The organism is Streptomyces sp. NPDC050147, from assembly GCF_040660195.1.
Lineage (GTDB): Bacteria > Actinomycetota > Actinomycetes > Streptomycetales > Streptomycetaceae > Streptomyces.
This window is the reverse complement of record NZ_JBFALJ010000010.1, coordinates 138,432-164,401: the sequence shown is the minus strand read 5'-3', so window position 1 is coordinate 164,401 and position 25,970 is coordinate 138,432. Positions and strand designations below refer to the sequence as shown.

General features: G+C 69.7%; 25 protein-coding genes and 2 tRNA genes. 10 read left to right on the top strand and 17 right to left on the bottom strand.

All coding sequences use genetic code 11. From position 1 onward, the window contains the following. Window positions 1-45 precede the first annotated feature (45 nt). Both AB0I94_RS17870 and AB0I94_RS17865 read left to right on the top strand, forming a co-directional pair. The gene (locus tag AB0I94_RS17870; RefSeq protein ID WP_363310505.1) at window positions 46-873 is read left to right on the top strand and encodes a YceI family protein; all 828 of its coding nucleotides are present in this window, start codon (window positions 46-48) and stop codon (window positions 871-873) included. Window positions 874-1,157: 284 nt separating this feature from the next. Next, a complete protein-coding gene (locus tag AB0I94_RS17865) occupies window positions 1,158-1,619 on the top strand; it encodes a PPOX class F420-dependent oxidoreductase (RefSeq protein WP_363310503.1) in 462 nt (153 codons plus the stop codon). A 21-nt stretch (window positions 1,620-1,640) separates the two neighbouring features. On the opposite strand, the gene AB0I94_RS17860 is transcribed toward AB0I94_RS17865, so the two are convergent. From AB0I94_RS17860 to AB0I94_RS17805, 12 genes are all read right to left on the bottom strand, one after another. After that, entirely contained in the window at window positions 1,641-2,411 is a 771-nt protein-coding gene (locus AB0I94_RS17860) for a TetR/AcrR family transcriptional regulator (RefSeq protein ID WP_363310502.1), read from the bottom strand. Between the two features lie 96 nt (window positions 2,412-2,507). After that, entirely contained in the window at window positions 2,508-4,025 is a 1,518-nt protein-coding gene (locus tag AB0I94_RS17855) for an MFS transporter (protein WP_363310501.1), read from the bottom strand. A 147-nt stretch (window positions 4,026-4,172) separates the two neighbouring features. Then, complete coding sequence (locus tag AB0I94_RS17850; protein WP_363310500.1) at window positions 4,173-6,386, bottom strand: glycosyltransferase family 39 protein; 2,214 nt, start codon at window positions 6,384-6,386, stop codon at window positions 4,173-4,175. Continuing rightward, entirely contained in the window at window positions 6,383-7,705 is a 1,323-nt protein-coding gene (locus AB0I94_RS17845) for a bifunctional glycosyltransferase family 2/GtrA family protein (protein ID WP_363310499.1), read from the bottom strand. The genes AB0I94_RS17850 and AB0I94_RS17845 overlap by 4 nt, the downstream gene beginning before the upstream one ends. A gap of 26 nt (window positions 7,706-7,731) precedes the next feature. Next, complete coding sequence (locus AB0I94_RS17840) at window positions 7,732-9,306, bottom strand: HAMP domain-containing sensor histidine kinase (protein WP_363310498.1); 1,575 nt, start codon at window positions 9,304-9,306, stop codon at window positions 7,732-7,734. Window positions 9,307-9,310: 4 nt separating this feature from the next. Further along, complete coding sequence (locus tag AB0I94_RS17835; protein WP_363310497.1) at window positions 9,311-10,072, bottom strand: response regulator transcription factor; 762 nt, start codon at window positions 10,070-10,072, stop codon at window positions 9,311-9,313. Between the two features lie 237 nt (window positions 10,073-10,309). Then, the gene (locus AB0I94_RS17830) at window positions 10,310-10,669 is read right to left on the bottom strand and encodes an antibiotic biosynthesis monooxygenase (RefSeq protein WP_363310496.1); all 360 of its coding nucleotides are present in this window, start codon (window positions 10,667-10,669) and stop codon (window positions 10,310-10,312) included. Between the two features lie 361 nt (window positions 10,670-11,030). Further along, entirely contained in the window at window positions 11,031-11,906 is an 876-nt protein-coding gene (locus AB0I94_RS17825) for a DUF2797 domain-containing protein (RefSeq protein ID WP_363310495.1), read from the bottom strand. Between the two features lie 40 nt (window positions 11,907-11,946). Further along, window positions 11,947-12,573, bottom strand: a complete 627-nt coding sequence (locus AB0I94_RS17820; protein ID WP_363310494.1) for a hypothetical protein — start codon at window positions 12,571-12,573, stop codon at window positions 11,947-11,949. Then, window positions 12,570-13,961 (bottom strand): hypothetical protein, encoded by a 1,392-nt coding sequence (locus AB0I94_RS17815; protein WP_363310493.1) that lies wholly within the window; start codon window positions 13,959-13,961, stop codon window positions 12,570-12,572. The genes AB0I94_RS17820 and AB0I94_RS17815 overlap by 4 nt, the downstream gene beginning before the upstream one ends. Further along, window positions 13,961-14,770 carry an ATP-binding cassette domain-containing protein gene (locus AB0I94_RS17810; RefSeq protein WP_363310492.1) on the bottom strand — a complete coding sequence of 270 codons (810 nt, stop codon included), beginning with the start codon at window positions 14,768-14,770 and terminating at the stop codon, window positions 13,961-13,963. The genes AB0I94_RS17815 and AB0I94_RS17810 overlap by 1 nt, the downstream gene beginning before the upstream one ends. A gap of 32 nt (window positions 14,771-14,802) precedes the next feature. Continuing rightward, on the bottom strand, window positions 14,803-15,225 hold the full coding sequence (locus AB0I94_RS17805) for a hypothetical protein (RefSeq protein WP_363310491.1): 423 nt from the start codon (window positions 15,223-15,225) through the stop codon (window positions 14,803-14,805). A 149-nt stretch (window positions 15,226-15,374) separates the two neighbouring features. Between AB0I94_RS17805 and sigJ the strand changes: the two genes are divergently transcribed. Together sigJ and AB0I94_RS17795 are read left to right on the top strand one after the other, a co-directional pair. Next, complete coding sequence (sigJ, locus tag AB0I94_RS17800) at window positions 15,375-16,319, top strand: RNA polymerase sigma factor SigJ (RefSeq protein ID WP_363310490.1); 945 nt, start codon at window positions 15,375-15,377, stop codon at window positions 16,317-16,319. A gap of 192 nt (window positions 16,320-16,511) precedes the next feature. Next, window positions 16,512-17,717, top strand: coding sequence for an FAD-dependent oxidoreductase (locus AB0I94_RS17795; RefSeq protein ID WP_363310489.1), 1,206 nt, complete (start codon window positions 16,512-16,514; stop codon window positions 17,715-17,717). A gap of 321 nt (window positions 17,718-18,038) precedes the next feature. Here AB0I94_RS17795 and AB0I94_RS17790 read toward each other — a convergent pair whose 3' ends face one another. Both AB0I94_RS17790 and AB0I94_RS17785 read right to left on the bottom strand, forming a co-directional pair. Beyond that, on the bottom strand, window positions 18,039-18,587 hold the full coding sequence (locus AB0I94_RS17790) for a GNAT family N-acetyltransferase (RefSeq protein WP_363310488.1): 549 nt from the start codon (window positions 18,585-18,587) through the stop codon (window positions 18,039-18,041). Between the two features lie 48 nt (window positions 18,588-18,635). Continuing rightward, window positions 18,636-19,889 carry a helix-turn-helix domain-containing protein gene (locus AB0I94_RS17785; RefSeq protein ID WP_363310487.1) on the bottom strand — a complete coding sequence of 418 codons (1,254 nt, stop codon included), beginning with the start codon at window positions 19,887-19,889 and terminating at the stop codon, window positions 18,636-18,638. A gap of 201 nt (window positions 19,890-20,090) precedes the next feature. Here AB0I94_RS17785 and AB0I94_RS17780 point away from each other — a divergent pair, with 201 nt between their 5' ends. The 3 genes from AB0I94_RS17780 (at window position 20,091) to AB0I94_RS17770 (ending at window position 21,572) form a co-directional block, all read left to right on the top strand. Further along, window positions 20,091-20,462, top strand: coding sequence for a hypothetical protein (locus AB0I94_RS17780; RefSeq protein ID WP_363310486.1), 372 nt, complete (start codon window positions 20,091-20,093; stop codon window positions 20,460-20,462). Continuing rightward, window positions 20,459-20,722 carry a hypothetical protein gene (locus AB0I94_RS17775; RefSeq protein WP_363310485.1) on the top strand — a complete coding sequence of 88 codons (264 nt, stop codon included), beginning with the start codon at window positions 20,459-20,461 and terminating at the stop codon, window positions 20,720-20,722. The genes AB0I94_RS17780 and AB0I94_RS17775 overlap by 4 nt, the downstream gene beginning before the upstream one ends. 283 nt (window positions 20,723-21,005) lie before the next feature. After that, window positions 21,006-21,572 carry a site-specific integrase gene (locus AB0I94_RS17770; protein ID WP_363310484.1) on the top strand — a complete coding sequence of 189 codons (567 nt, stop codon included), beginning with the start codon at window positions 21,006-21,008 and terminating at the stop codon, window positions 21,570-21,572. A gap of 2,068 nt (window positions 21,573-23,640) precedes the next feature. Here the strand turns inward: AB0I94_RS17770 and AB0I94_RS17765 are convergent. Continuing rightward, the gene (locus AB0I94_RS17765) at window positions 23,641-23,787 is read right to left on the bottom strand and encodes a hypothetical protein (protein ID WP_363310587.1); all 147 of its coding nucleotides are present in this window, start codon (window positions 23,785-23,787) and stop codon (window positions 23,641-23,643) included. Here AB0I94_RS17765 and AB0I94_RS17760 point away from each other — a divergent pair. Further along, complete coding sequence (locus AB0I94_RS17760; protein WP_363310583.1) at window positions 23,773-23,877, top strand: helix-turn-helix domain-containing protein; 105 nt, start codon at window positions 23,773-23,775, stop codon at window positions 23,875-23,877. The genes AB0I94_RS17765 and AB0I94_RS17760 overlap by 15 nt on opposite strands. 70 nt (window positions 23,878-23,947) lie before the next feature. After that, window positions 23,948-24,685 carry a helix-turn-helix transcriptional regulator gene (locus AB0I94_RS17755; RefSeq protein ID WP_363310483.1) on the top strand — a complete coding sequence of 246 codons (738 nt, stop codon included), beginning with the start codon at window positions 23,948-23,950 and terminating at the stop codon, window positions 24,683-24,685. Between the two features lie 78 nt (window positions 24,686-24,763). Here AB0I94_RS17755 and AB0I94_RS17750 read toward each other — a convergent pair. After that, window positions 24,764-24,836 (bottom strand) — tRNA-Arg (locus tag AB0I94_RS17750). 191 nt (window positions 24,837-25,027) lie between these two features. Continuing rightward, window positions 25,028-25,118 (bottom strand) — tRNA-Ser (locus AB0I94_RS17745). Between the two features lie 173 nt (window positions 25,119-25,291). On the opposite strand from AB0I94_RS17745, the gene AB0I94_RS17740 reads away from it, so the two are divergent. Then, window positions 25,292-25,783 (top strand): SSI family serine proteinase inhibitor, encoded by a 492-nt coding sequence (locus tag AB0I94_RS17740; RefSeq protein WP_363310482.1) that lies wholly within the window; start codon window positions 25,292-25,294, stop codon window positions 25,781-25,783. Window positions 25,784-25,970: the final 187 nt, after the last annotated feature.

Below are 25,970 nucleotides of genomic sequence, written 5' to 3'. Positions count from 1 at the left end.
TTTTTGAGCTTTTGAGCTTTCTGGCTTTGGCAAGGAGAAAACGGGATGGGACTCAGCGCTCGGATTCGGACGCGCGACGGGTGGGCGGTGTCGCACGCCGTCGTCACCCTGACGGACATGACCGGTACGCAGGTTCTGCGGGCGGCGGCGGACGGAGAGGGTGCCGTGCGCGACGCGACGGAGCTCCCTCCGGGTCCGTACACCGTCATCGTCACCGCGGTCGGCTACGCGCCCGTGGCCTCGACCGCGCTCGTCACGGCGAGCGGCCGTGCCGAGGTGGGCAACATCGTGCTGGCCCGGCAGGGCGGCACGGAGCTGCCGCCGCCCGGCCCGTGGACCATCGACCCGGCGCACTCGACCGTGGGCGCGGTCGCCCAGCACCTGGGGATCACCAGTGTGCACGGCCGGTTCACCGAGTTCGGGGGCCGCGTGGAGATCGCCGGGGCCGACGGGGGCATCGAGAAGTCGCGCGTCGAGGCGGTCATCAGGTCCGCGTCCATCGACACCGGCAACGGCATGCGGGACGGGCACCTGAAGTCTCCCGACTTCCTGGACGTCGAGCGGTACCCGGAGCTGGTCTACCGCTCGACGGGCCTCACGCCCGCCGGTGCGGACCGCTGGACGGTGCAGGGTGATCTCCAGATGCACGGTGTCGTACGTCCGGTCGAACTGGACCTCAGCTATCTCGGCACGGGCGCCGACCCCTGGGGCGGGACCCGGGCTGCCTTCCGGGCCACGGCTGAGCTGCGGCGTGAGGACTTCGCCATGAACTACAACCAGGTGGTGCAGGCGGGCATCTCCGCCATCGGGACCACCTTGCGGGTGGAGCTGGACATCCAGGCTGTGCAGGGGGATGCGTTGCCGCAGGTCTAGGCGGGGGCCGGGTGCCTGCCGGGCGCCGGACGCCGGGTGTCGGGTGCGGTTCTGCTCCGGTTGTGGGGCGGGGCCGCGCCGGTATGTCCGTCCTCGCTATCGTCCGGTGGCCGCGCCGCTGCTTCGGCACCGGAGCGCCGCGAACCGTGCTCCGGGCAGACATACCGGCACGTTCCCTCCCGTGCGCTGCCGACTGCGGCGAATAGCTCGTCGCTGCGGGCCGATGGGGTGGGTCGGCGGGCGAGGCACGTCCCCCGCGCCGCCCCCGGCGTAAGGTGCGCGGCATGGCTCCGAACATTGCTACCAACACCACCGTCTCCCTTGCGGAGTTGCTGGACTTCGTTCGCCCGCGGCACCGTGCCATCCTGCTCACCGCCCGCAACGACGGCTCCCCACAGGGCTCCCCCCTGACCTGCGGGGTCGATGACGGCGGGCGGATCGTGGTGTCCACCTACCCGGAGCGGGCCAAGACGCGCAACGCCAAGCGGAATCCGCGGGTCAGCATCATCGTGCTGAGCGACGAGTGGAACGGGCCGTGGGTGCAGATCGACGGCACGGCCGAGGTCATCGACTCCCCGGAGTCGGTGGTGCCCCTCGTCGAGTACTTCCGGAACATCTCCGGCGAGCACCCGGACTGGGACGAGTACCGCGAGGCCATGGTCAAGCAGGGCAAGTCCATCATCCGGATCACCCCGGAGCGCTGGGGCCCGGTGGCCACCGGGGGTTTCCCGGCGGCCAAGGCCTAGCGAGCATGGCCCGGGAGTCCGCTACAGGGTCGCCTCGATGCCCGCGACAAGGAGGTCGAGCGCGACCTTGAAGTCCAGCTCCCACATCTCCTCGACCGTGGACCCGCCCCGCGCCTTCATCATGTCGGCGGAGCTGTGCAGGGTCTCCTCAAGCGCCGGATGGGCCTTGACCGCGCCCATGGCCTCCTCGAAGTACTCCTCCGGGGTGAGCCCCGCGGCAGTGCACCGCGCGATGTAGTGACCCTGCACGGTGCCGAATCCGTACACGAACTGGAAGACCGCGGCGATCGCGCCGGCCTGCTTCTCCGTCGGCAGGCCGGTCTTGCGCACCACTTCCTGCACGGCGAGGGCGAACTTGATCCAGTTCGGCCCGATGTTCAGGAAGCTGCCGACCAGCGGCGACACCCAGGCGTGCCTGACCAGCAGACGCCGGTACTCCTCGGCCAGTTCCCGCAGCGCCTCGCGCCACCGCTCGGGCGTGGCCGACTCCGGGTCCGGCAGGACCATCTCCCCGGCGGCCGAGTCCAGGGCCAACTCGAGGAGGTCGTCCTTGGTGTCGACGTACCAGTACACGGACATCGCCGTGACGTTCAGGTCCGCCGCCAGGCGGCGCATGGAGAACTTGGCAAGGCCCTCCTCGTCCAGAAGGCGGACCGTGGCCTCGGTGATGCGCTCCCGGTCCAGGCCCGACGGCTGATCACTCCTGCGGCCCGCGCCGTTCCGGAGGGCCTTGCCCTCCAGCCAGACGCTGGTACGCGCGGGGCGCTTCGCGCGGTCGGCTGCCTTCGCCATGGCGCACCTTCCTGGTCCTGAGCTCTTGTACTGGTACCGGTGGTCGGAGGCGGGCGACAGACCGGAATCAGCCAGTCCGTCGCCCGTTCATCGATGCTATGCGGACGCCGCAGCCGGGTCCGTCTTCGCAGAGTCTGCCCTCTCCGCACGCTTCAGCAACGCGGCTGCCAGCATGCCGCCGAGGAACACGGCTACCGCGCCCACCAGCTGACTGGTCTCCAGGCCGGAGGAGAACGCGTCGGCGATTTCCGCGCGTTCGGCGTCCGACCCCGCGGCGGCAAGCGCGGCGGGCAGCGAGACCGCGGAGACGGTGACGAGCGAGGCGAAGCGAGAGTTCAGGACAGCGCCGAGCACGGCCACGCCGAGACCGTTGCCGAACTCCGCGAGCGTGCCGTTGACGCCCGCGCCCACACCCGCCTTCTCCGGCGGTATGGCGCTCATGATCGCGTTGGCCATGGCGGGCATGGCAAGGGCGATGCCCGCGCCCATCACGATCAGACCGGTCAGCATCCCGGCGTAGTTGTCGCCGCCGAGCACGGCGATCGCGGCGAGACCCGCGGAGAGCAGGCTCATGCCGATGGCGATCGTCGCGGGGGTGCTCGTCCGCTTCAGGAGCCGCGCGCCGAGGCCGGTGAGGTTGAGTGCGACGACGGTCACCGCGAGCGGCGCCGTACGCAGGCCCGCCTCCAACGGCTCGTAACCGAGCACGAACTGGAGGTGCTGGGTGAGCAGGAAGAGCGAGCCGCCCATGCCGAAGGCGACCAGGATGGCGCCCGCGACGGCCCCGATGAAGCGCTGGTTGCGGAAGAAGTGCATGTCCAGCATCGGGTACGGGATGCGCAGCTCCCAGACGACGAAGACGCCGAGGACCACGACGCCCACCGCGGCCGCCAGCAGGACCTGCGCGGACGTCCAGCCGTGCTCGGGGCCGGAGATGATCGCGTACACGACCGAGGTCATGCCGATGGTGGAGAGCAGCGCGCCGAGCAGGTCGGGGCGGTCGCCCCGCGGGTTCTTGGACTCGGGGACCAGCTTCACGACGGCGGCGAGCGCGACGATCACGACGGGGATGTTGATCAGGAAGATCGCGCCCCACCAGAAGTGGTTGAGCATGACCCCGCCCATCAGCGGACCGACGGCGAAGCCGAGGGAGTTGACGGTCGACCAGAGGCCGATCGCCTTCATCCGCTCGGTGTCGTCGAAGATCTGCACGATCACGGCGAGCGTGGTGGTGATCAGGAGCGCGCCGCCGATGCCCATCCCGGCCCGCGCGGCGATGAGCTGCGTCGAGGACTGGGCGAGCCCCGCGACCAGCGAGCCGATACCGAAGAGGGCGAGGCCCGCGGTGAGCATCTTCTTGCGGCCGTAGCGATCGGCCGCGCTGCCCGCGGTGAGGAGGAGGCCGGACTGGACGAGCGAGTAGGCGTTGATCATCCACTGGATGTCGGCCGTGGACGCGTCCAGCTCCTCGGTGAGGGAGGGGATGGCGACGTTCAGGACGGTGTTGTCCAGGAGGACGGTGAGCTGGGCGAGGCAGATGACGCCGAGGATCAGCCAGCGTTGGGGGTGGCCCTGGGGGGCGGTGGGGGTCTCGGCGGTCGTCGTTGCCGTCATGCCCTCTCCTTCTGCTTATACGGTGTACGTGTGGGGTGCGGTGTACACCGTAAGGCATCTCCCGTACGGCGTACAAGACGGTTTCCGGCGGACATGACGGCGGGGCCGGCCGCGGTGTGCGGTCGGCCCCGGTCCAGGCGGGTGTCGTCAGCTCTTCGGCTGCGTCAGGTCGTAGAAGGTCGCGCTGCCGACCGTGACCTTCTCGAAGGTGTCCGCCACCCAGGAGCTGATCTTGGAGGAGGTGCCGCTGTCGCCGGCCATGCCGCCGCCCATGCCACCGCCCGAGATGAAGTAGTGGACCTTGCCGTCCTCGACGTACTGCTTGAACTGGGCCAGGGTCGGCGACGGATCGCTGCCGTTGAAGCCGCCGATGGCCATCACCGGATCACCGGTGGCCAGTTGGTAGCTCGCGGCGTTCTGCGAGCCGATGGCCGCCGCCGCCCAGGTGTACTCCTCGGCGTCCGTCTCCAGGAGCTTCTTCGCCTTGGCGCTGACCTGGGCGCCGTCGAGCAGGCCTCCCATGCCGCCGCCTCCGCCGCCCATGCCGCCGCGCTCGGCGGTGCGGCCGCCGGGCAGGGCGCCCTGCTGGCCCTGCTGGCCCTGCTGGCCCTGCTGGCTGCCCTGGCCCGGGGGCCGGCCCGTGCCGCCGCCGTTCTGGCCGCCGGTGGGGGGCTGCTGACCGTTCTGTGCCTGCCCGTTCTGTGCCTGTCCGTTCTGGCCGGGCGGCTGCACCCCACCAGGGCCGCCCCCACCAGGGCCGCCGCCCATCCCACCCGCCGAGGCCGGGCCCGCGGTCACGATCGACCCGGTGTGCGCGCTGTTGACGGTGGAGAGGGTGTACGCCACCGGGCCCGCCATCGAGGCGGCGAGGCTCAGCACGACCGCGGCGAGGGCGAGTTGACGCCCGAGCCTGGCCACGAGCAGCAGGCCCAGCGCGCCCACGAGGCCGCCGACGAGCACCGCCCAGCGCAGCCACGGCAGGTAGTCGGGGGTGCGGCCGAGCAGGACGTACCCCCACCACGCCGTTCCCGCGACGGCCACGCCGAGCAGCGCGCTCGCCCACCACTTGGCGCGCTCCTCCCACAGGACCGTGGCGCCCATGCCGATCAGCGCCGCGATGTAGGGGGCGAGGGCGACCGTGTAGTACTGGTGGAAGATCCCCGCCATGAAGCTGAAGACGGCCGCCGTCATCAGCAGGGCGCTGCCCCACGCCACGAACGCCGAGCGCACGGTGTCGGTCCTACGGCCCTTCCAGGTGTGGAGGGTGCCGCCGACGAGCAGGATCAGCGCGGCGGGGAGCAGCCAGGAGATCTGGCTGCCGACCTCGGAGTTGAACATCCGCCCGAGCCCGGTCTCGCCCCACTGCATGCCACCACCACCGCCGCCGCCACCACCACCACCGACGCTGCCGGTCTCCTCGCCGTTGATGCGGCCGAGGCCGTTGTAGCCGAAGGTCAGCTCAAGGAAGGAGTTGTTCTGCGAGCCGCCGATGTACGGGCGTGAGGACGCGGGCCACAGCTCCACGATCGCGACCCACCAGCCGCCCGCGACGATCACCGCGAGCCCGGAGAGGGCGAGCTGGCCGAAGCGCTTGCGCAGCCGTACGGGCGCGCACACCGCGTACAGGACGGCCAGCGGCGGCAGGATGAGGAAGGCCTGCAGCGTCTTGGCCAGGAAGGCGAGACCGACCGCGACGCCCGCCCACACCAGCCACTTGGTGCGGCCGTGCTCAAGGGCGCGCAGGACGCAGTACACGGTGACGGTCATCAGGAGCGCGAGCAGCGCGTCCGGGTTGTTGAACCGGAACATCAGCGCGGCGACGGGTGTCAGCGCGAGCACCGCGCCCGCGATCAGCCCGGCCGCCGGGCTGAAGCGGCGGCGCACCGCGGCGTGCAGGACACCGACCGTCGCGACGCCCATCAGCACCTGGGGGGCGAGCACCGCCCAGGAGTTGAGCCCGAAGAGGCGTACGGACAGGGCCATCGGCCAGAGCGCGGCCGGGGGCTTGTCGACGGTGATGGCGTTGCCCGCGTCGAGCGAGCCGAAGAACATCGCCTTCCAGCTCTGGCTGCCCGCCTGGACGGCCGCGGAGTAGAAGGAGTTGGCGTAGCCGGACGCGCTGAGGTTCCACAGGTAGAGGACCGCGGTCGCGAGCAGCAGCCCCAGGAAGGCGGGGCGCGCCCAGCGCGGGTCGTCCGGGCGCCCGCGCCAGAGCCGCGCGGGCAGGGTGCGCGTGCCCCGGTGGGCTCGCTCACCCGGAGCCGTGTGCGACGGCGCGGGCGGTGGTGCGGGCGTCGGCCCGGGCGGTGGTGCGGACGGTAGCGCGGGTGATGGCACGGGCGCGTGGGGATTCGTCGTCATCGTGCGTTCCTCGGGTCGTGTGCGTAGGTGAGCTCGTACGAGGTGTCCGGCGGCGCCGCGGCGTCCCTTCGCTCCGGGAAGACCCAGGCCCGCAGCAGCAGGAACCGCAGGACGGTCGCCGCGAGGTTGGCGGCTATCAGGACGGCGAGTTCCGTGGAGTGGGACGGGTTGCCCGACGCCGCGCCGAGTGCGGCCAGCGAGCCGCTGGTCAGGGCGAGGCCGATCGCGAACACCACCAGGCCCTGCGCCTGGTGGCGCATCGCCCGGTCACGACCGCGCACCCCGAAGGTCAGCCGCCGGTTGGCCGCCGTGTTGGCGACGGCCGACACCAGCAGGGCGAGCGCGTTGGCCACCTGCGAGCCCGAGAACGTACGGAAGCCGGAGTACAGGAGCAGGTAGAAGAGCGTGGAGAGCGCGCCGACCACGCAGAAGCCGACCAACTGGCGGGCGAGGCCCCCCGGCACACCGGACAGTCTCCGGTCGCGCGGATCGTCCCCGAAGGGGCGCGCGAGGCGGTCGAGTGGGAGCGCGCCGACCGCGAGGGCGCGCCCGACCCGCCACACTCCCTTGAGGTCGTCCGTGGCGGTCTTCACCAGATGGACAGTCGAGTTCGGGTCGTCGACCCAGTCGACCGGCACCTCGTGGATGCGAAGCCCCGCGCGCTCGGCGAGCACCAGCATCTCCGTGTCGAAGAACCACCCGGTGTCCTCGACCAGCGGAAGCAGCACCCCCGCCACATCACCCCTGATCGCCTTGAACCCGCACTGGGCGTCCGAGAACCGGGCGTGCAGGGAGCCGCGCAGGATGAGGTTGTACGTACGCGAGATGAACTCCCGCTTGGGGCCGCGCACGACCCGCGAGCTGCGCGCGAGCCGGGAGCCGATCGCCAGGTCGGAGTGCCCGGAGATCAGCGGCGCCACCAGCGGGAGCAGCGCGTTGAGGTCGGTGGACAGATCCACGTCCATGTAGGCGAGGACGGGGGCGTCCGAGGCGGACCACACGGCGCGCAGGGCCCGCCCACGCCCCTTCTGCTCGAGGCGCGTGTAGCGGACCTCTCCGCTGGACGCCGCGAGCCGCGCCGCCACCTCGGGGGTGCGGTCCGTGGACGCGTTGTCCGCGATGGTGATGCGGAAGGGGTAGGGGAAGGTGCGGACGAGGTGGTCGTGCAGGCGCAGCACACACGGCCCCAGATCCTTCTCCTCGTTGTAGACGGGGATCACGATGTCCAGGACGGCCGCATCGCGCCGTCCGGCGGGGAGGTGGGCCCGTGCCGGCAGAGGGGCCGAGCAAGCGCCGCCCGGGGAAGAGTCGGTTTGCATGGCACCGACGTTCGCCAAGTGGTCTGTCAGGGCTGTGTGGTGAGGCTGTGGCCCGCCTGTGAGTCCCATGACACGCCGCTGACCTGCACGGATTCCGTAGGCAGCGTCACCGTGAACACCGTCCGCCCCGGCACGCTGTCCACCGTCACGCTGCCGCCGTGCGCCGCGACGATGGCCTGCACGAGGGCGAGGCCGAGCCCGGTGGACCCGGCGTTGCGGGAGCGCGAGGCGTCGCCGCGGGCGAAGCGTTCGAAGACGTGGGGGAGGAGGACGGGGGCGATGCCGGGGCCGTTGTCCTCGATCTCCAGGCGGACACCGGGGCCTGCCCGCCGCACGCGTGCGGTGACCTTGGTGCCCGGTGGCGTGTGCGTACGCGCGTTGGCCAGGAGATTGACGACGACCTGCTGGAGGCGGGCCGCGTCGGCGAGGACGAGCGCGGGCTCGTCCGGCAGCTCCAGGGACCAGATGTGGTCAGGTCCGGCGGCGCGCGCGTCGCTCACGGTGTCGACGACGAGCGGTGAGAGATCAGTGCTCTGATACGAGAGCGGCAGTCGGTCACCCGGGCCGTCGGTGTCCCCACCACCGCACCCCTCGTCGAGGCGGGCGAGCAGCAGCAGGTCCTCCACGAGCCCCGTCATCCGCTGCGCCTCGGACTCGATCCGCCCGAGCGCGTGCCGCGTATCCGGCCCGGTCGACTCCCCGCCCCTGCGCGTCAGTTCGGCATAGCCGCGGATCGAGGCCAGCGGCGTACGCAGCTCATGACTGGCGTCCGCGACGAACTGGCGTACCCGCGTCTCGCTCTCCTGGCGCGCGTGCAGCGCGGAGTGCACATGGTCCAGCATGCGGTTGAGCGCGGCGCCCACCTGCCCGACCTCGGTGTTCGGCGCCGCGTCGGGGACGCGTTCGTACAGCGTCACCTCGCCGCTGTGCAGCGGGAGTTCGGAGACCCGGGTCGCGGTCGCGGCGACGCGGCGCAGCGGGCGCAGCGCGACACCGACCATGGCGGCGCCGGCCAGCGAGGCGGCGACGAGGCCCGCGGCGGTGACGCTGACCTCGACGATGATCAAGGTGTTGAGGGTGTTCTCCACCTTGGTGGTGGGGACGCCGACGAGGAAGTCGCCGTGCGGGCCCGTCGTGTACTCCACGCGGTACTCGCCGAGACGGGGGATGTCGACGTTGTGGGCGTGCCCGTCACGCGGGACCGAGCCGAGCGCGGTCGACTGCCCCGCGTCGAGCCGCTCGGCCCGCGGGGCCACGTCGCCACTCTCGCTGTCCTTGCTGACCAGGGCCTGACCGACAGATCCGTCGTCCTCGACGACGGCTCCGATGGTGCCGATCTCCTGTGGCCCCTTGGAGACGAACCGCAGCGGATCGCCCGAATCCTCGGACAGGCCGCCGGGGATGTCCTCACCCGGCTTCGGAATCGGCCCCGACGCGCGCATCGCCACCGCGCCGAGCGAGCCGTCCAGTTGCTCGTACAGGTGCGAGCGCAGCGCGATGGTGGTCACCGTGCCGATCACCGCGCAGACGACGGCGATCAGCGCCACCGCCGAGACGACGAGCCGCGTCCGCAGCGACCGCGGCTGCCGCCGCCGCGTCATCGCTTCATGAGGCGGCGGCCACCTCGATCGAGGGCGCGGCCTTGATCAGGTATCCGGCACCGCGCCGCGTGTGGATCATCGGCTCACGTCCGGCGTCGATCTTCCTCCGGAGATACGAGATGTAGAGCTCGACGACGTTGGCCTGGCCCCCGAAGTCGTAGTTCCACACGCGGTCCAGGATCTGCGCCTTACTGAGAACGCGCCGCGGGTTGCGCATCAGGAAGCGAAGCAGCTCGAACTCGGTGGCGGTGAGATGGATGGAGTCCCCGCCCCGCGTCACCTCGTGGCTGTCCTCGTCGAGGGTCAGGTCCCCCACGGCGAGGACGGACTCACTGCGCCGGTCGGAGGCCCCCGCCCGGCGGATGAGCCCGCGCAACCGCGCGACGACCTCCTCCAGGCTGAAGGGCTTGGTCACGTAGTCGTCACCCCCGGCGGTGAGCCCGGCGATCCGGTCCTCGACGGCGTCCTTGGCCGTCAGGAACAGCACCGGTACCTCGGGCAGCTCACGCCGCAGCCGCCCGAGTACGGCGAGGCCGTCCATGTCGGGCAGCATCATGTCGAGCACGACGGCGTCGGGCCGGAAAGAACGGGCGACCCGCACCGCACCGGCTCCGTCACCCGCGCTGCGGATCTGCCAGCCCTCGTAACGCAGGGCCATGGAGAGCAGCTCGGTCAACGACACCTCGTCGTCGACGACGAGCACGCGGACGGGACTCCCATCCGCCCTGAGCAGTTCGGTACGCCCCTGGGGCGAGGTCGTAGTCATGGCAGACAGCCTGCGGCGCGGCCCTGAGAGAGCTCTTGCCGCAACCTGTGAATTCCCTGAGAAACGGCAGGCGTCAAGCCTCCGGGGACCCCTCGGACCGCTCGGCCACGAACGAGCCGAGGCCTCAGGTTGCGCTGAGACGGCGCCGTTACGGGGATTGCAGGAAAGTCCCGCTCGGCAGGCGCAAATGGGGCGCGCTGGCGGGACTTTCTTGCACTGGGCGTGACTACACGCCCACTACAGGCCCCGCTCGAAGCCGTAGCTCCGCTCCACCTTGGCGACGTGGACGGAGTACGTCTCGTACCACTCGCCGCGCCCCCGCTTCTGCGCCGTGCGGTGCTCGGCGTCGGCGCGCCACTGCTGGATCGCGTCCGCGTCGCGGAAGTACCCCACCGTGATGCCGAGCCCGCCGGGCGTACGCGCGGATTCCATGCCCAGGAAGCCGGGCACGGCGGCGACGAGCTCGTCCATGCGGGCGGCGGTCTCGTCGTAACCGTCGTCCTGGCCGTCCGCGGCTGCGGTCCTCACCGAGGTGAACACGACGGTGTAGTAGGGCGGTTCGAAAGGGGGGACAGGCGTGGCGGGCTGATCACTCATGTCCTCAGACTCGGCCGGGGCTCACTCGCCTGTCCAGCCTCTCCCCGCTCTCATTGCCGTACGGGCAGGAAGACTTGACCGTCCGGTCAGCTTCGACGGCAACCGGCGCAGGGGGCTCACCCCGGCTCATTGCCGTAGGTCAGCCGGGCTTGACGCGGCGCCAGCGTGAGCGGCGCCCAGCGTCACGCGAAAACCGAGACGGCACCCGGCGCCCCGCCACCCCGGCTGCCCCCAGCGCGCCCTGTCAGCCCGGCAGTCCCGCCACCCCCGGAAACCCCGCGCCCCCAGCAACCCCAGCGGTCGACGACCCCGGCCGCGCCCGCCACCCCCCAGCAAACCCACCACCCCGACAGCACAAACCTCAGAAAAGCCCACCCTGCACGACAGGCACCTCCCGCACAGGAGCAGTCGTACGCGCCGCCCCCTGCGCCGCACCGCCGCCCCCTGCCCCTTCAAGCCGCCACCCCCGCAGCAGGCGGCTGTCGAGCACGGTCAGGCGGCCGGCGTCATCGAGATAGACGTCGGGCCCGGCCACGGCGACGAGATCCCCCAGCACCACCCCGCCCTCGACCAGCTCGGTCACGGCGAAACCGCCGACACCCGCGAGCCGCTCCACCCCGAACGCCTCCCCGTGATCCACGATCCCCCCAGGCATCCGCTCAAGCGACTCGGGCCACCCGTCGAGCGCGAGGGCGAAGGCATGCAGACGTTCCAGTTCGTGCCGCCGCTCCTCCGCCCCCGGCAAGCTCGCCCTGACGGCCCGCTTCCTGGCGTACGAGATCCGGTCCGGCACCCCGAGGGCGACCCGCAGCAGTTCCTCCGTCCGGCGCGCGGCCATCAAGGGCCCCCGGCCCAGCCAGGCGAAGGCCACGGCTCCCTGTTCGAGCAGCCGGGCCGGGCCCCGCTCCTCGCGGGTGATCCCCACCTTCACCAGCCCCGCGCCGAACCACGCGAGGTAGACGCGGTAGGTACGGGGATCGTCGGCGATGGTGTCGGCGGCCACCGAGTGCGCCCGGTCGAGGCGTGCGCACTCGGCGCACCGGGCCTGAGTCCCGCGCGCCGGGACGGCGGCGGCCACCGGGCAGGGGTTACCCCGTGCCCCCACGCACTCCCGCCGGCCCAGCGCGCGGAAGCCCACGCGCCTCCCCACCACCAGCGGACTGATCTCCCCCCGCTCCCACACGAGCACGGGCCGCCCACTGTCCGCCCAGCTCAACCCCGCACTACGCCACTCCATGGGGCCAGTCTCGCGCAGCCTTCTCCTTCTCCTTTGCCTTCTACTGCTCCGCCCGCTCCGTCTGCCTGGGCCGCCCCGTCGCGGCCGCCACCGCGCCCGCCACCCACAGCGCCACGGCCACCACGGCGGCCGACGTGCTGGACGAGGCGTGCAGCGACCACGCCCACGGCTCCGGAGTGTTGTCGGCGGCCACGCCCAGCAGCAACGTGGGGCCGAACATGCCGAGCGGCAGCAGCCAGGCGAGCCCGCTGCCGAAGAGGCGGGCACTGATCATGGCGAGGCCGAGATACCCGACGACATTGCGGGCCGCGGAGCCGAACACCTCCGCGGTCGCGCCGGTGAGCAGCGGCAGCGCGGTCAGCCCGAGCGCCAGGGCGAGCAGCACCACCAGATAGCCGCCCCGCAGTCGGCTCATCGGCTGGGCCGCGGTCTGCTCCAGGTCCGCCATCGGCGAGAACAGCGTGGTGGCGAGGACCACCGCGTGGGCCACCGGCACGACTTCGGCCACCGGCACGCTGAAGTCGACCAGGTAGCGGAACTCGGGCACCGCGACGCGCTGCCCGGCGAACGCGGTCGCCACCAGGGCGATCAGCAGCGCGACGCCGGCGGCCCGGGGCAGGCCACGGCAGCGTACGAAGGCGAAGGCGACGACGGCGGCGACGCTCACCGCTGCGGCTCCCGCTCCGGCTTCGGCTCCCGCTCCCTCTTCGGCTCCGAACCCTTCGCGGGCCCAGCGGGCCCAGCGGGCCCAGCGGGCCCAGCGGTCTCCGGAACGGGGCGGCAGGCGCGGATGTTGTCGGCCGCCGCCTCGATCCACGCGTCCTGCTTCGCTGCCGGGGCCCCGGTGACCCGGGCGAGCACGCGGCCGAACTTCTCGCCGTAGTACTCGCTGGGCGCCCCGGCACGGGCACGGATGACGGCCTCGAAGAGGAACGTGTCGGGGTAACCGCCGGTCGCCTTGAGCAAGTGGGGCTCGCAGTCGGAGGACTTGGGCTGGGGAAGCGCCGCCGCGAACAGCGCGTCGGTCAGGTCCGCCTCGGTCTCCGCGGGCGTCATCAGGGACAGCTCGGCGACGGCGCCCGATGGCCGCTTCAGGCCGCTCGCGTAGAAGGCGTGGTTGAGCCCCTTCAGGCCGCCGAGTGAGGCATCGACCGTCTTCACCGCGGCGCGGGCCTTCGGCAGCAGATGGCGGTCCTCCGGCCACAGGCACACCTTCGTGCGGCCACTGGTGGCACAGAGCGGCTGCGCCGGCTGGGCCTTGCGCACCGCCCAGTACGAGTCGGGCGTCGGCGTACGGAACGCCACAAGCGCCCCGCCCGCGACGACGGCCGCCACGACGAGCGCCCCGAGGGCGAGGGGCCGCGGGGCGAGCGCCGCACGGCGCCGCAGCGTGGGCAGCGCGGTGAGGAGCAGGCCGAGGGCCAGACACCAGGCGAAGGCGATCAGCATGCGCCCGGTGTTGGGCTCGAACTCCGAGCTCCAGAACTCGTCTATCGCCGGGAACAGCTTGTCCAGCGGGGTGCCGGGGACGAACGCGACGAAGACGAAGAGCCCGTACCAGAAGATCCCCGCGAAGGGCGCGACCACCCGGGACGGCAGCGCCGAACCGATCGCGACCCCCACGGCGATCTCCAGGCCCATCATCCCGGCCCCGAGCAGCAGTGGCGTCCAGGCGGGCTCGCTGACGTCGCTGACCCCCGCGGTCCGCGAGAACGCGACGGCCACGAGCACGGCGTACGCGAGCAGGGCCCACAGCCACACCGCGAGCCACAGCAGCAGGGCCTGCGCCCAGCCGCCCCGCGCCGCGGTGTCCGCCCAGACCCTGGTCCGGTGCCGGAAGGCGCGGCCCGCTCCCCAGGCGGCCGCGGCGCTCATCACCGAGCCCATCACGATCACCGAGTAGAGCTGGACCTGGAGGCTGGTCTGGGTCCACCAGCCGATCCAGTCGCTCTCGTCCGGGCTTTCGGCGGTGAAGTAGTACACGCCGATCGCGCCCATGAGCGCGGCGGCCCACTTGGCCTCGCCGCGCCGCATCTCGGTAAGGAGCACACGCATCAGGTCGCCACCGCTTCCGTCCCGGCCAGATGCAGATAACCGGCTTCCACGGCTCCCCCGTCGACTTCCTTGCCGTCCGAGCCGGGTCCGTCCCCGTCCGGCAGCGCGCACAGCTCGGCGACCGTCCCGGTGAAGCGGACCGAACCTTCGAGGAGGACGGCGACCCGGTCGCACACGTGGGCGACGTCCTCGGCGAGGTGGGTACTCATCACCACGGCGGACCGCTCGCCCAACTCCTGGATCAGAGCCCGGAATCCGACGCGCTGGGCCGGGTCGAGGCCCACGGTCGGTTCGTCGAGGAGCACCAGGGCCGGTTCGTTGACCATGGCCTGGGCGATTCCGACGCGGCGCAGCATGCCGCCGGACAGGGCACCCATCTTCCGGTCCGCGTGCTTCTCCATCTGTACGAGGCGCAGCGCGTCGCGGGCCCGCTCGCGCCGCTGGGCCGCGGGCACCTTGCGCAGCCAGGCCGCGTACTCGGTGAACTCCAGGACGGTGAAACGGGGATAGAACCCGAAGGACTGCGGGAGCACCCCGATCCGCTGCCGGATCCGCTGCACCCGCGCACGCCCGGGCGCCTCGTCACCGAGGAGGGTGACCGCCCCGGACTTGGGTCTGCGCGCCGTGCTCAGGAGCGACAACAGGGTGCTCTTCCCCGCCCCGTTGGGGCCGAGGAGGCCGGTGACGCCGGAGGGGAATTCGAGGGATACGTCGTCGAGGGCGACCGTGGAGCCGTACTGGACGGTCACGGCCGCGACCGCCGCGACCGGCTGGGAGCCGGTCGCGGCGGTGCTGTTGCTGGTGGTCACGTGATTCCTGATCAGTTCTGGGCGTTCACGAATCAGTTCTGGGCGTTCACGTAACCGTAGGCCCGGCTGCCGGGGATCCCGGCCCAGGTGGCCTTGGTGTAGTACTTGCTGGTCGTGCTGGTGCCCTTGTACGCACCGCAGCCGTACGCCTGCCGGTAACTGCGGGACGTGCTGGCTATCTTCGGGTCGGGGCGGAGGCTCCTGTCCTGGTAGATGTACGCGCTGAACGTCCTGGTGTCGCTCACCGGCACATCGCCACAGGCCTTGGCGTGACCGCTGCTCTTGCCCTTCCAGCGGTCACCGTCCTCCTTGCTCCCCGCGGTGGCTATGGAGAAGGGAAGTCTGCTTCCACTGATCTCCGCCGCGACCGCCCCCACGGCCGGTACGCCGACGGCGATCGCCGTCAGCGTCCCGACGACAGCGAGCTTGCGCTTCCCCGTGTACAACTTGCGCATCAATCCTCCAATAAAGCAGGACTTGCTTGGTCGTTGATCACGCTATGTGCGGAATCCGTGACTCCGGTGAAAATCGGCCAAGCTGTGCCCGTGATCACATCGGTGATCACATCGGCGTCCGTCTCGGGGCGCGGGCTAGGATCCGGAGCATGGCGCTGACCGTGAACGACGTGGACCGGTTCGAGGCCGCGAGGCCACGCCTGGAGGCCATCGCCTACCGCCTCCTCGGCTCCGCGAGCGACGCCGAGGACGCCGTGCAGGACACCTTCCTGCGCTGGCAGGCGGCCGACGTCGAGCACGTCGAAGTGCCCGAGGCCTGGCTGACGAAGGTCCTCACCAACCTGTGCCTCAACCAGCTCACCTCGGCGCGCGCCCGCCGCGAGACCTACGTGGGCCAGTGGCTGCCCGAGCCCCTGCTCGCCGGTGACCCGATGCTCGGCCCGGCCGACACCGCCGAGCAGCGCGAGTCCGTCTCGTACGCGGTCCTCGCCCTCATGGAGCGCCTCTCACCCAACGAGCGGGTGGTGTACGTGCTGCGCGAGGCCTTCGGCTACTCGCACCGGGAGATCGCGGAGATCCTCGACATCACCGAGTCCGCGGGCCAGCAGATCTTCCACCGCGCCAAGAAGCACGTCGCGGCCGGCAAGGCCCGCACCGAGATCGACGAGGCCACCGCCCAGCGCATCGTCGAAGAGTTCCTCGCGGCCGCCACCAGTGGTCGGACCGAGCCGCTCGTGCGGCTGCTCACGCAGGACGCCATCTCCATCGGCGACGGCGGCGGCAAGGTCCCCGCCCGCGCCAAGGCGTTCGAGGGCGCCATCGCCGTCGCGAAGTTCATGCGGGGCCTGTTCAAGCCCAGCGAGGCCAAGCGCGCCTACGTCGGCGGCTCGCCCGACATCTGGACGGCGACCGCGAACGGCGGCCCCGCCCTGGTGGCGACCGTCGACGGCCGGGTCGTCGGCGTCATGTGCCTGGAGATCACCGCCGAGGGCATCGTGGCGTTCCGCAACCAGGTCAACCCCGACAAGCTCGAACGTGCGACGCGCCAATGGGCGGCGACGGAACACGGGGACCCCTTGCTCAAGGCCTTCTGACGCCCCGGACGCTTCTGACTCCTGCCTCGTCCGAGCCCTCCTGCCACCCCCGATCCCACCTCTGCCCCCGCCCCTGCCCCCTGCCCCCGCCTCCGATGTGAGCTGCTTCACATCAAGCGCCTGTCAGGAAACGCGGGGCTGTCCGGTTCAAGTGGCGAAACCCGCTGAAGAGCTGATGACAGGAGCAGGAAAATGCAGCAGCACCGCATCGTCGTCATCGGAGCCGGATACGCCGGAGCCACCGCCGCCGGACGTGTCGCCAGGCGGCTGCGCCGCGAGGACGTCGCCGTCACTCTCGTGAACCCGGAGCCCGACTTCGTCGAGCGCGTCCGGATGCACCAGCTGACGGCCGGCCAGGACCTCAGGCCCCGGCCCTTCAGCGAGATGTTCGCGGACACCGGCGTCGAGCTGAGGCTCGCCAAGGTCACCGCCGTCGACGTCGACCGCAAGACCGTCACCATCAGCGACGCGCAGGGCGCCACGGAAGAGGAACTGGAGTACGACACCCTCGTCTACGCCATCGGCAGCGGCTGGAACGCCCAGGGCGTCCCCGGCGCCGCCGAACACGCCCACCAGATCGCGAGCCGTCCCGGAGCGCTCCGGCTGCGCGAGCGCCTGGCCGAACTGAAGGCCGGAGAGAGCGTGGTCGTCGTCGGCGGTGGACTCACCGGCCTGGAGGCCGCGACCGAGATCGCGGAGGCCCGCCCGGACCTCGACGTCGCCCTCGCCGCCCGCGCCGGTCTCGGCGACTGGCTCTCGCCCAAGGGACGCGCACACGTACGGAAGGTCTTCGCCGAACTCGGCATCACCGCGCACGAGCAGGCCGCCGTCACCGGCGTACAGGCCGACCACGTCACCACCGCCGACGGCGGGGCCATCCCGGCCGCGGTCACCGTGTGGACCACCGGCTTCGCGGTTCACCCGATCGCGGCGGCCACGGCCCTGGAGGTCACCGACACCGGCCAGATCGTGGTCGACCGGACCATGCGCTCGGTCTCGCACCCGGACGTGTACGCGGTCGGCGACGCGGCCATGGCGATGGGCCCCGGCGACAAGCCGCTGCGGATGTCGTGCGCCACGGGCACCCCCATGGCCTGGCAGGCCGCCGACGCCATCGCGGCCCGCCTGACCGGCGGAAAGATCCCGAAGACGCCGATGCGCTACTTCAACCAGTGCGTCTCGCTGGGCCGCAAGGAAGGTCTGATCCAGTACGTCACCGCCGACGACCGCTCGGTCAACGCGGCCCTGACGGGACGCCTCGCCGCCCTCTACAAGGAACTGATCTGCAAGGGCGCGGCCTGGGGCGTCGCCCACCCCCTGCTCGGAATGCCGGCCCGCCGCCGCCCCATGCTCCAGCAGCCCACCCGCCCGAACGCCCCCGCCAAGGCCACGCCCTGACCCGCCGCTGCCCCCGCGAACCACGGGGGCAGCTCGGCGCACGACGGGGCCACCCCAGGACAACACGGAGGCCGGCCGGACAACGCGAAAGGCCCCCGGATCATCCGGGGGCCTTTCGACTCTGTGCACTCGGCAGGATTCGAACCTGCAACCTTCTGATCCGTAGGTTGGGGCGGTGGCCTGGGAGAAGACCCGATTGCCTCCTGGGCTGGGCGCCTACGTTCGCGCTCACGAGCCTGTGGGTGCTGTCGTTGCCGTCAGGGTTGCCGTCAATCCCCGTCATCATTTGGTCAGCGTCATGCCCCGAGGAAACGGCCTAGCTCAACCGGACGGCATGACCGAGGACCACTCGCCGAACCACTGCTCGGCGCCGAACTCCTCGAACCGCTCCACCTCGATGAACCCCAGCTTCTCTGCGAGGCGCATCGAGCGATCGTTGGCGGTCTGCGTGCAGAGCACCACCGTCTCGCCGGGGAGTGCGTCGGCGAACCAGTCGAGTGCTGCTACGCATGCCTCGGCGGCGTACCCGCGTCCCCACACTTCCGGCAGGAACATGTAACCGAGCTCGGCCTCCCCGGCTTCCGGACGGAGGTGGCCCGGACGCTCTGCATCGCGCCGATCGAGCGTGATCGTGCCGATCATCGCTCCGTTGAGATCGATCACGAAGAGGCCAGGGCGCCGCCCGGGTATCTCAGGCACGACGCGTTCGAGCTCATCGCGCGGTCGAGGGCCACCGAGGTGGGTTCGCACTTCTGGCGATGCGAACAGTTCGATGAACGCCTCACGGTCTCGGGCCTCGGACTCGCGGAGCACGAGCCTCTCGGTCCTGATCGGGGCCGGTGGCCAGGCGACTGGTCCGAGTTCAGCCATGGCGGGCAACCTATCTCACGCCCGTGAGAGTGATCCGAAAGAGGAGGCCTAGTCGTACTCGCGTAGGGCAGCAACCAACTCTGAGCCTTCCTTCACTCCCCGTCGCTTCAGCACGGCGGCCGTGGTGTGCAGCTCGTTCCACGAATGCGGACGCCCGATGGCGGCAGCGTCTGGGACGCTCGCCACAGCCACTGACACGGCTTGCGCAGACTCACCGGCCCCGGCGAGTGCGTGCGCGAGGCACACGCGGTACCAGGTCTTGTCGCGTCGATACTCGTCCGGGAGCGAGGCGAGCCCGACCGTGATCTGATCCACGGCTTCCCGCCAGTCGCGCAAGTGCAGTGCCGCCATGCCGCGTTGCAGGGTGAACCACGTCTCGTCGTAGAAGTACATCCAGACCGGCTCGTCCTCGGGGTGCTCGGAGGCCCGGTGGATAAGTCCTTGTGCTTCATCGAGCAGACGGTGCGCTTCGTCGGCCTCGCCTTCGAGTGCGTGCCCCCTGGCTGCCATCTGTGCGGCCATGCCCTGCACTCCGAGCGACGTGCCCGGTGCGGACCAGCGGGCGGCCTCTGCGAGGTGGACACACCTCGTTCCGCGGCCACCGGACCACGCCATGTGTGCCTTCATGCTGAGCGTCGTGGCCGCCATGTTGGCGTCCCCCGCCTCCAACGCCCACTCGTGCGAACGGTCGTACCAGGCCAAGGCTGCAGCGGTCTGCGCCTGGTCCTGGGACATCCACGCGAGGAACTGCGCGTGTTCGGAGGCGAGTCGTACGACCCGGTCTGCGAGCGGACCGCGAGCGCCCGCGTACAGGTCGACGACGGTACGGAGTTGCTGGCGCATCACGTCGACGAGCGGTCGTGACCCGATGTGGTCCTCTGCACGGCGGTGCTCGGCGAGCAGTCGGTCAAGCCAATCGAGAGTGGCTGCGTCGACTCGGTGGGATGAGTCGACCACGCTCGTCACGCGGGTCAACAGATCCTCGTCCGGCGTTGCCCCCGGAAGCGAAAGCCTCGGAACCGGATTCTCTGCCGGGTCTGCCGCTGCCGTTCCGGCCTGGAGGGCGGCCGGAATACCGAGCCCTGCCACGATCCGTTGCCGCACCTCGACAGAGGTGATTCGGCGGCGCTCCCGCTCGATGTCGGACACGTCGGGCTGGGCGAGACCGACTCGTTCCCCGAGCTTCGTCTGGCTCAAGCCGGTGAGCTTGCGATACGTGCGAAAGACGGCGCCCCAGTCCTCGCTGGTGACCGCCGTTGCTAGCTGCGGGTGAGACCACAGGTTCTCGGGAGTGTCTCCCATATCTCCAATATAGGACGGGTCTATAGGGCCGTGGGATGGGATCAACAGGTGTTCAGCGCAAGGGTCTTGCTGAAGAAGGACCCCCGCGGCCGTGGTGGACGGCCCGGGGGCGTGGCCATCAACCCAGGAGGTTGACGACATGACTCAAGCTACCGCCAGACTCCGAGCGCCGATTCTGCCGCAAGGTACGGAGGTGATGGCGTGACGATCACGACGCACTCGGCACGGCTGCTTCCTTGGTCGACTCCCGAAGGCAAGCCGTGTTACCTGTCCAGCGACGGCAACGGCTACTTGGCCCGCGTGGCGGACAACATCGAGTCCGTGCAGCTCGGCATGGCGGGTGACCTGCTCGACCACGTTGCCGAGTTGCTCAACGACGGTAAGGCCACTGCCGATCAGCTCCGGTTCGCGCTGGCCTGCATGAGCCAGGCACTGCGCGACACGAAGCGGATCGCAGATAGCAGGGGCACACGCCTGCCCGGACCGGATGAAGGTCCCGGCCCGGACGACGCGGAGGAGGACGATCCCGACGACGGGGGTGGTCCACAGCTTCCGGCTGAGGCATTCGGATGAGAGCGGGGCGACCCTCGCGCGGCGTCTATCGCTTTGCCGAGTGGACGCTGAAAGCCGACCAGGGCACGACCATGCGCTACGTCGGCAAGTGCCTCACCTGCTCAGAGCGATACGTCGACACGGCCACCGCAGAGCACGCCCAACTGTGGTGTCTCAAGCACGCCGGGATCACCGGGCACGACAGCTACGAACTGTCGGCGTTCCAGTACTTCACCGCAAGCATGGCCGACCCCGCGGCAACTCCCATTCCGAACTCTTGACCTGCTCGTTTCTCTGCGCCTCGGCCTGAGTGGAGGCGCGCCGACCCACGTGGCCGGCACTCGCGGCTTTGGCCGGTGTCCTGCCTGGATTGGGGTCGGGCATGGTCAGGGGGCCGTACGCTTCCCGGCAACTCGGGCAGGCTTTGCACCTGCCCGGAATTTGACCGAGTGGCCCCCTGGCCTTGCCCGACGCGGGCCCCGATCCGGGGAGGTGGCTAAAGCCGTGAGGGCCTGCCACCCCCAGCCACAGGGAGCGGCGGGACGCTGAGACTCAGGTCCGCCGTTGCTTACAAGGCAAGGCGTCTCGGTACACGGGCGGTTCTCCGACCGGGCGGGACCGGCCGAAGGCCGCACGCCCGGCCGAGGCTGCGAGCTGTCGCTGTCCGCCACGAAGACTCGCCGCTCCGCCCGTCGGCTCGCGCTGCCAGAGGAGTGCAGGACGGCATTACGAGCTCGGCGCGCTCAGCAGAGGGCCGACCGGCTGGCGGCCGGTGATAAGTGGACGGCATCGGGTCTCGTGTTCACCACGCGCAACGGGACCCCGATCGAGCCCCGGAACCTGAACCGCGCCTTCGAGGCGCTAAGCAACCGGGCGGGCATCCGTCAGGTCCGCTTCCACGATCTTCGGCACACCTGCGCCTCGCTCCTGCACGAGCAGGGCGCCGATGCCCGGACGATCATGGAAATCCTCGGGCACAGCTCCATCCGCGTGACCATGGACATCTACACCTTCGTGCGGCTCGACACCCAGCGGGCGGCCTTCGATCGCGTGGGCGACGCCCTGGCGGCGGATGACGGCAACGGGCCGGATGGCGATGACGGCCTAGCCGGGTCACCTGTCGCGATCTAGGACGGTTGCCGTCAACGACTGCCGTCAACGCAAAAGCCAGAGGCCCTAGCGGTTACCCGCTAGGGCCTCTGGTCTGCTGTGCACTCGGCAGGATTCGAACCTGCAACCTTCTGATCCGTAGCTCTATGTGGAGCGGTCAGAGAGGTGCGGACTGGCCCTCGCGCGGCTGCCCTTGGGTACTGTCGGACGGGTTCGGTTGGTGCGGTTGCGGTACTTCACTGCTGTACCGCGGGCTGTCGACGCAGGACGATCCGTTCGTAGAACCGGCCTGCTCACTGCCGATGACCATCCCTCCCAGGAGGGCGAGGGCGCCCACGGTGAACAGAGCCGTACTCACGGTCATGTTCACACTCAGCAGCCTGGGCCGCTGTTCCTTCTTGGTTCGCTGTCCCATAATGGGGGCGGCTCCCATCTTTACGGTGTCGGGGCCTCGGCCACCCGCGGTAGGCGACAACCACGCGGGTGGCCTCAGGAATTAGTGGTCACGCGACAACTCGTGTCGCGCAGCTACAATTACACCTCTCCGGCTCGGTGGCCTATGCACCGACCTCGCCCCTTACCCTCAAGGGGATCACGGTGATCATTCAGTTAGCGGAGCATGGCGGAAGTCGCGTCGCCGAAAGCAACTGGCGCTTGATGGCTCTCGATCACAACCACTCTTGAAGCTGAGCCGGCAGCCCCTCTTCGGTTACCCGGGTCGCATCCATCTCAATGGCTCGATGGCTTGATGGATCAAGAGCTGGATGGCTCGATGGCTTGATGGCTTGATGGCCAGCTTGCTCGCGAGCTAGAGCTTGCTTGCAGGCCAGCTAGCTCGCAGACCGGTGGCACGGATACAGGACTCAAGTTTCCACTACGAACCGTCATTCAAAGTGGGACTCAAGTTTCCACTACGAATCATCATTCAAAGTGGGACTCAAAGTTCGGGGAACCATCATTCAAAGTGGGACTCAAAGCTCCACTACGAACCGTCATTCAAAGTGGGACTCAAGTTTCCACTACGAATCATCATTCAAAGTGGGACTCAAAGTTCGGGGAACCATCTTTCACAGTGGGACTCAAAGCTCCAGTACGAATCATCATTCAAAGTGGGACTCAAAATTCGGGTACCAACTCAACCGTTCTTTACAAATCTGGTTTCTCTGTAGATGAGTGCGGGAGACTACGGACGGGGCATCACGCGGTCGGTGGAGCGGCTTTGGGCGGGAGCTGCCATGGGGCGAGTGATCATGGCCCCGTAAGCTCATGGCGAGTCGGGCAGTCTGTGGACCTGCCCGTTAAAGCACGACGTTGGGGCCATGATCTTCGAGGCTCGCCCCATGGTGGCTGCCTAAAGCCGTGGAGCCGACCGCCCCAGCCACGGGGCAACGGCCCAGGTAGAGGGTTTGCCCGCCGGGTACCGCCGCCGCGATCCGGCCTTATCGGTAACACAAAGCTCTCTGTGGCCTGCTGTGCGGCAATCCCCTGTGCCCTATGGCTCCGTGCTTGGTTTTGGCCGCTGCCGGGGCGACGGACGGACGGCGCGCGCAGCTGGTGGCGGAGACATGGAAGCGGCGGGCGGCGGCCGGCCGGCGCCCCCGCGCTGTGCGCGGCCCCTCGGTCCTTGGATCGATCCCGACTTTCGTTGGGTGGCGCGTGCCTGGTGGTCTTGATGGGGGTGTTCTTCGGCGTGCGCTTCTCGGGCCTACGGATGCTGCTGGTTCTTCTTCCCTCCCTAGGTCGGATCGCGGCGGCGGTACCCGGCGGGCTTCTCCCGCCTCACCAGGGACGGAAGACCCAGGCAAGGGGTGGTTGAAGCTCGCGGCTGACTCTGGCGGCCGCGAGCGCAGCGAGCCTTGATTAAGTAGGGAAACTCTGTCCGCGCAGCTTCCCTTGCAGCGTGCTACCTGGCCTATGCCCCCATGACCTGCTGGTTTGGCTCCGTCCCGAACTGGCATATGCGAGTCCTGCAAGACAGGTTGTCTCATGCGAGACGAATCGGGACTATGGAGCCATGTCCACTCGGCGAACTCGCAGTCGCAGCAAGGGTGTTCAGCAGCGCCAACCTCGTGTAGTCACCGCGCCCTCTTCAGATGTTCCGGAAGGGACCCCTGAAGATGCTCGCGCCAAGGCCGTGCGGGAACTGATGACTCCTGGCGAGCAGCGTCTGCGGCTCGTAGCTGAGCTGGACCGCCTGGACACTGCTCTGCGCCCCCTCGTCGTGCAGGCCGTCCATGCTGGCGTCCCTTACCGACGCATTGCTGAGCTCACGAACATCTCCCGCGCGACTGTCGCCCGCTGGGGCAAGCACGACCCTGAGGCCTGACGGGCGGGAAACAAGAGGGCCGCGCCCGATTTGAGCGGACGCGGCCTGACCGATTCGAAGGAGTCGAGCCATGTCGAATCGATCCCCTTCAACCCTGGCACAAGATCAAGGGCTCGCGAACGAGCGTCTGCGAGCGGCGATGGTCGCTGCCAACGTCACTACGGAAGGACTGGCAGACCACTTGGGGATAGACCCGAAGAGCGTGGATCGATGGATCACAACAACGCGCATCCCTCACGCACGAAATGCGCACGCGGTGGCCAAGGTGCTCCGCATCGACCCGTACTACTTGTGGCCCATGCTCGACGAGCGGCATCGTTCCAGTGTGAGCCCTCGTGACGAGCTGATGGCCTGCTACCCGAGCCGCGGCGCCGTTCCACACGGCCTGTGGCGTGGAACGCTGCTCGAAGCAACCAGCGTGATCGACCTCGCGATCTCCAACCCGATCTTCTTGACCAACGCAGTCTTCGACCTGCACGCGATGCTCGTTGCGAAGACCGAGGCCGGGGTACGGGTTCGCATCGCCGCTCCCGCCGCCGGCCAAGACGTGACCTTGATGGAAGTCTTCCCCTCGCTGGCAGACGTCCCTGGGATCAAGCTCGTAACCCACCCTGGGCTTCGGGCAGACCTCTACCGCGCCGATGACGAACTCCTGGTCACCACTCCCGTGGACGGCCTCACCCCTGCCCTGTCTCCGGTGCTCCACCTACGCCGCGTCGGCCCGGCGCCTCTGACGGCGGGATATCTGACCGCGCTGGATCACATCTTCGAGACGGCCACCCCCGTGGAGTCGGCAGGCACTCGCTGACCCAGTGTTGCTGTACTTCGCTGCTGTACGGGCAACGCAAGAGGCCCCCGGATGATCTCCGGGGGCCTCTTACCTGTGTGCACTCGGCAGGATTCGAACCTGCAACCTTCTGATCCGTAGTCAGATGCTCTATCCGTTAAGCTACGAGTGCTTGTTTTTTCCTTTTTCTGTCTTCGCTCCCCGGCCTTTCGGCCCGTTCGCGGCGACAGGAAGAACATTACATGACCGCCGCCGCCATGTGAAATCCGTTTGCCGCACCCCTTGCGACCTGCGGAAACGTCCCCTGCGAGGGGGAAGCGCCGAAGCCCCGGTCCATCAGGACCGGGGCTTCGGATCTTGCAGCGGAGGCGGAGGGATTTGAACCCTCGATGGGATTTAAGTCCCAAACCGCATTAGCAGTGCGGCGCCATAGACCGGACTAGGCGACGCCTCCAGCTTGCACTCCGAGCGCGAGCGCGAGGGGTGCGTGCAGATGATGACACAGCCTGGCGGCGTGTCACCAATCGCGGCTTCCACGGTACTAGTCGGGCGGCCCGCAGGGCAAAGCGTCTTTCCGTGCCCGCAACGTCACGGCGTCAACGGCGTTAGACGCGGTAGAGCCCGTACGTGTTCGCGTACCCGGTACCCCGCACCCAGTGGAGCCCCGTCATGCTGCGCCGTCTCGTCCTCACCGCCGCCGCGTCCGTCGCCGCGCTGTCCGTCGCCCCCGTCGTCGCCCACGCCGACATGGGGCCCCTGCCCCTGCCCCTGCCGATGCCGTTGACCGAGTCGACGCCCGACCGGCTCACGGTGGAGGTCGACAACGCCGGGGACGGCCGGACCGGGACGTTCGAGCTGGAGTGCCACCCGGCGGGCGGCACGCACCCGCGGGCGAAGGAGGCGTGCGCGAAGCTCGACCAGGGGACGTGGGGCACCGACACGTTCGCGGCCACGCCGGCCGACGCGAACTGCACCATGCAGTACGGCGGCCCCGCCACCGCTCGCATCACCGGAACCTGGAACGGCCGGCCCGTCGACGCGACGTACAACCGCAGCAACGGATGCGAGATCTCCCGGTGGGACGCGCTCGTCCCGGTGCTGCCCGGCGTCCCCACCTGACTCCGAACGTGACCGCCGACCTGACCGCGAACCTGGTTCCGAACCCGACTCCGACTTCAGCGAAACCGCCGTTGCCCGACAACGGCCGAGCTGTTTTCGGCCACCTACGAGTCCGGTTCCCGGCCACGGCCGGATCCGCCCCGCCGCAACCCCGTCGTGACCAGGGGGTACGGAAGCCTCACATCTT

Bases quoted from the DNA above. Each gene is read 5' to 3' on its own strand.
- AB0I94_RS17825 (WP_363310495.1), bottom strand. From the start codon at position 11,906: ATGGAGTGGCGTAGTGCGGGGTTGAGCTGGGCGGACAGTGGGCGGCCC.
- AB0I94_RS17835 (WP_363310497.1), bottom strand. From the start codon at position 10,072: ATGACTACGACCTCGCCCCAGGGGCGTACCGAACTGCTCAGGGCGGAT.
- AB0I94_RS17785 (WP_363310487.1), bottom strand. From the start codon at position 19,889: ATGGGAGACACTCCCGAGAACCTGTGGTCTCACCCGCAGCTAGCAACG.
- AB0I94_RS17860 (WP_363310502.1), bottom strand. From the start codon at position 2,411: ATGGCGAAGGCAGCCGACCGCGCGAAGCGCCCCGCGCGTACCAGCGTC.
- AB0I94_RS17840 (WP_363310498.1), bottom strand. From the start codon at position 9,306: ATGACGCGGCGGCGGCAGCCGCGGTCGCTGCGGACGCGGCTCGTCGTC.
- sigJ (WP_363310490.1), top strand. From the start codon at position 15,375: ATGGCGCTGACCGTGAACGACGTGGACCGGTTCGAGGCCGCGAGGCCA.
- AB0I94_RS17755 (WP_363310483.1), top strand. From the start codon at position 23,948: ATGTCGAATCGATCCCCTTCAACCCTGGCACAAGATCAAGGGCTCGCG.
- AB0I94_RS17855 (WP_363310501.1), bottom strand. From the start codon at position 4,025: ATGACGGCAACGACGACCGCCGAGACCCCCACCGCCCCCCAGGGCCAC.
- AB0I94_RS17765 (WP_363310587.1), bottom strand. From the start codon at position 23,787: ATGGACGGCCTGCACGACGAGGGGGCGCAGAGCAGTGTCCAGGCGGTC.
- AB0I94_RS17850 (WP_363310500.1), bottom strand. From the start codon at position 6,386: ATGACGACGAATCCCCACGCGCCCGTGCCATCACCCGCGCTACCGTCC.
- AB0I94_RS17790 (WP_363310488.1), bottom strand. From the start codon at position 18,587: ATGGCTGAACTCGGACCAGTCGCCTGGCCACCGGCCCCGATCAGGACC.
- AB0I94_RS17795 (WP_363310489.1), top strand. From the start codon at position 16,512: ATGCAGCAGCACCGCATCGTCGTCATCGGAGCCGGATACGCCGGAGCC.
- AB0I94_RS17830 (WP_363310496.1), bottom strand. From the start codon at position 10,669: ATGAGTGATCAGCCCGCCACGCCTGTCCCCCCTTTCGAACCGCCCTAC.
- AB0I94_RS17815 (WP_363310493.1), bottom strand. From the start codon at position 13,961: ATGCGTGTGCTCCTTACCGAGATGCGGCGCGGCGAGGCCAAGTGGGCC.
- AB0I94_RS17775 (WP_363310485.1), top strand. From the start codon at position 20,459: ATGAGAGCGGGGCGACCCTCGCGCGGCGTCTATCGCTTTGCCGAGTGG.
- AB0I94_RS17805 (WP_363310491.1), bottom strand. From the start codon at position 15,225: ATGCGCAAGTTGTACACGGGGAAGCGCAAGCTCGCTGTCGTCGGGACG.
- AB0I94_RS17845 (WP_363310499.1), bottom strand. From the start codon at position 7,705: ATGCAAACCGACTCTTCCCCGGGCGGCGCTTGCTCGGCCCCTCTGCCG.
- AB0I94_RS17865 (WP_363310503.1), top strand. From the start codon at position 1,158: ATGGCTCCGAACATTGCTACCAACACCACCGTCTCCCTTGCGGAGTTG.
- AB0I94_RS17870 (WP_363310505.1), top strand. From the start codon at position 46: ATGGGACTCAGCGCTCGGATTCGGACGCGCGACGGGTGGGCGGTGTCG.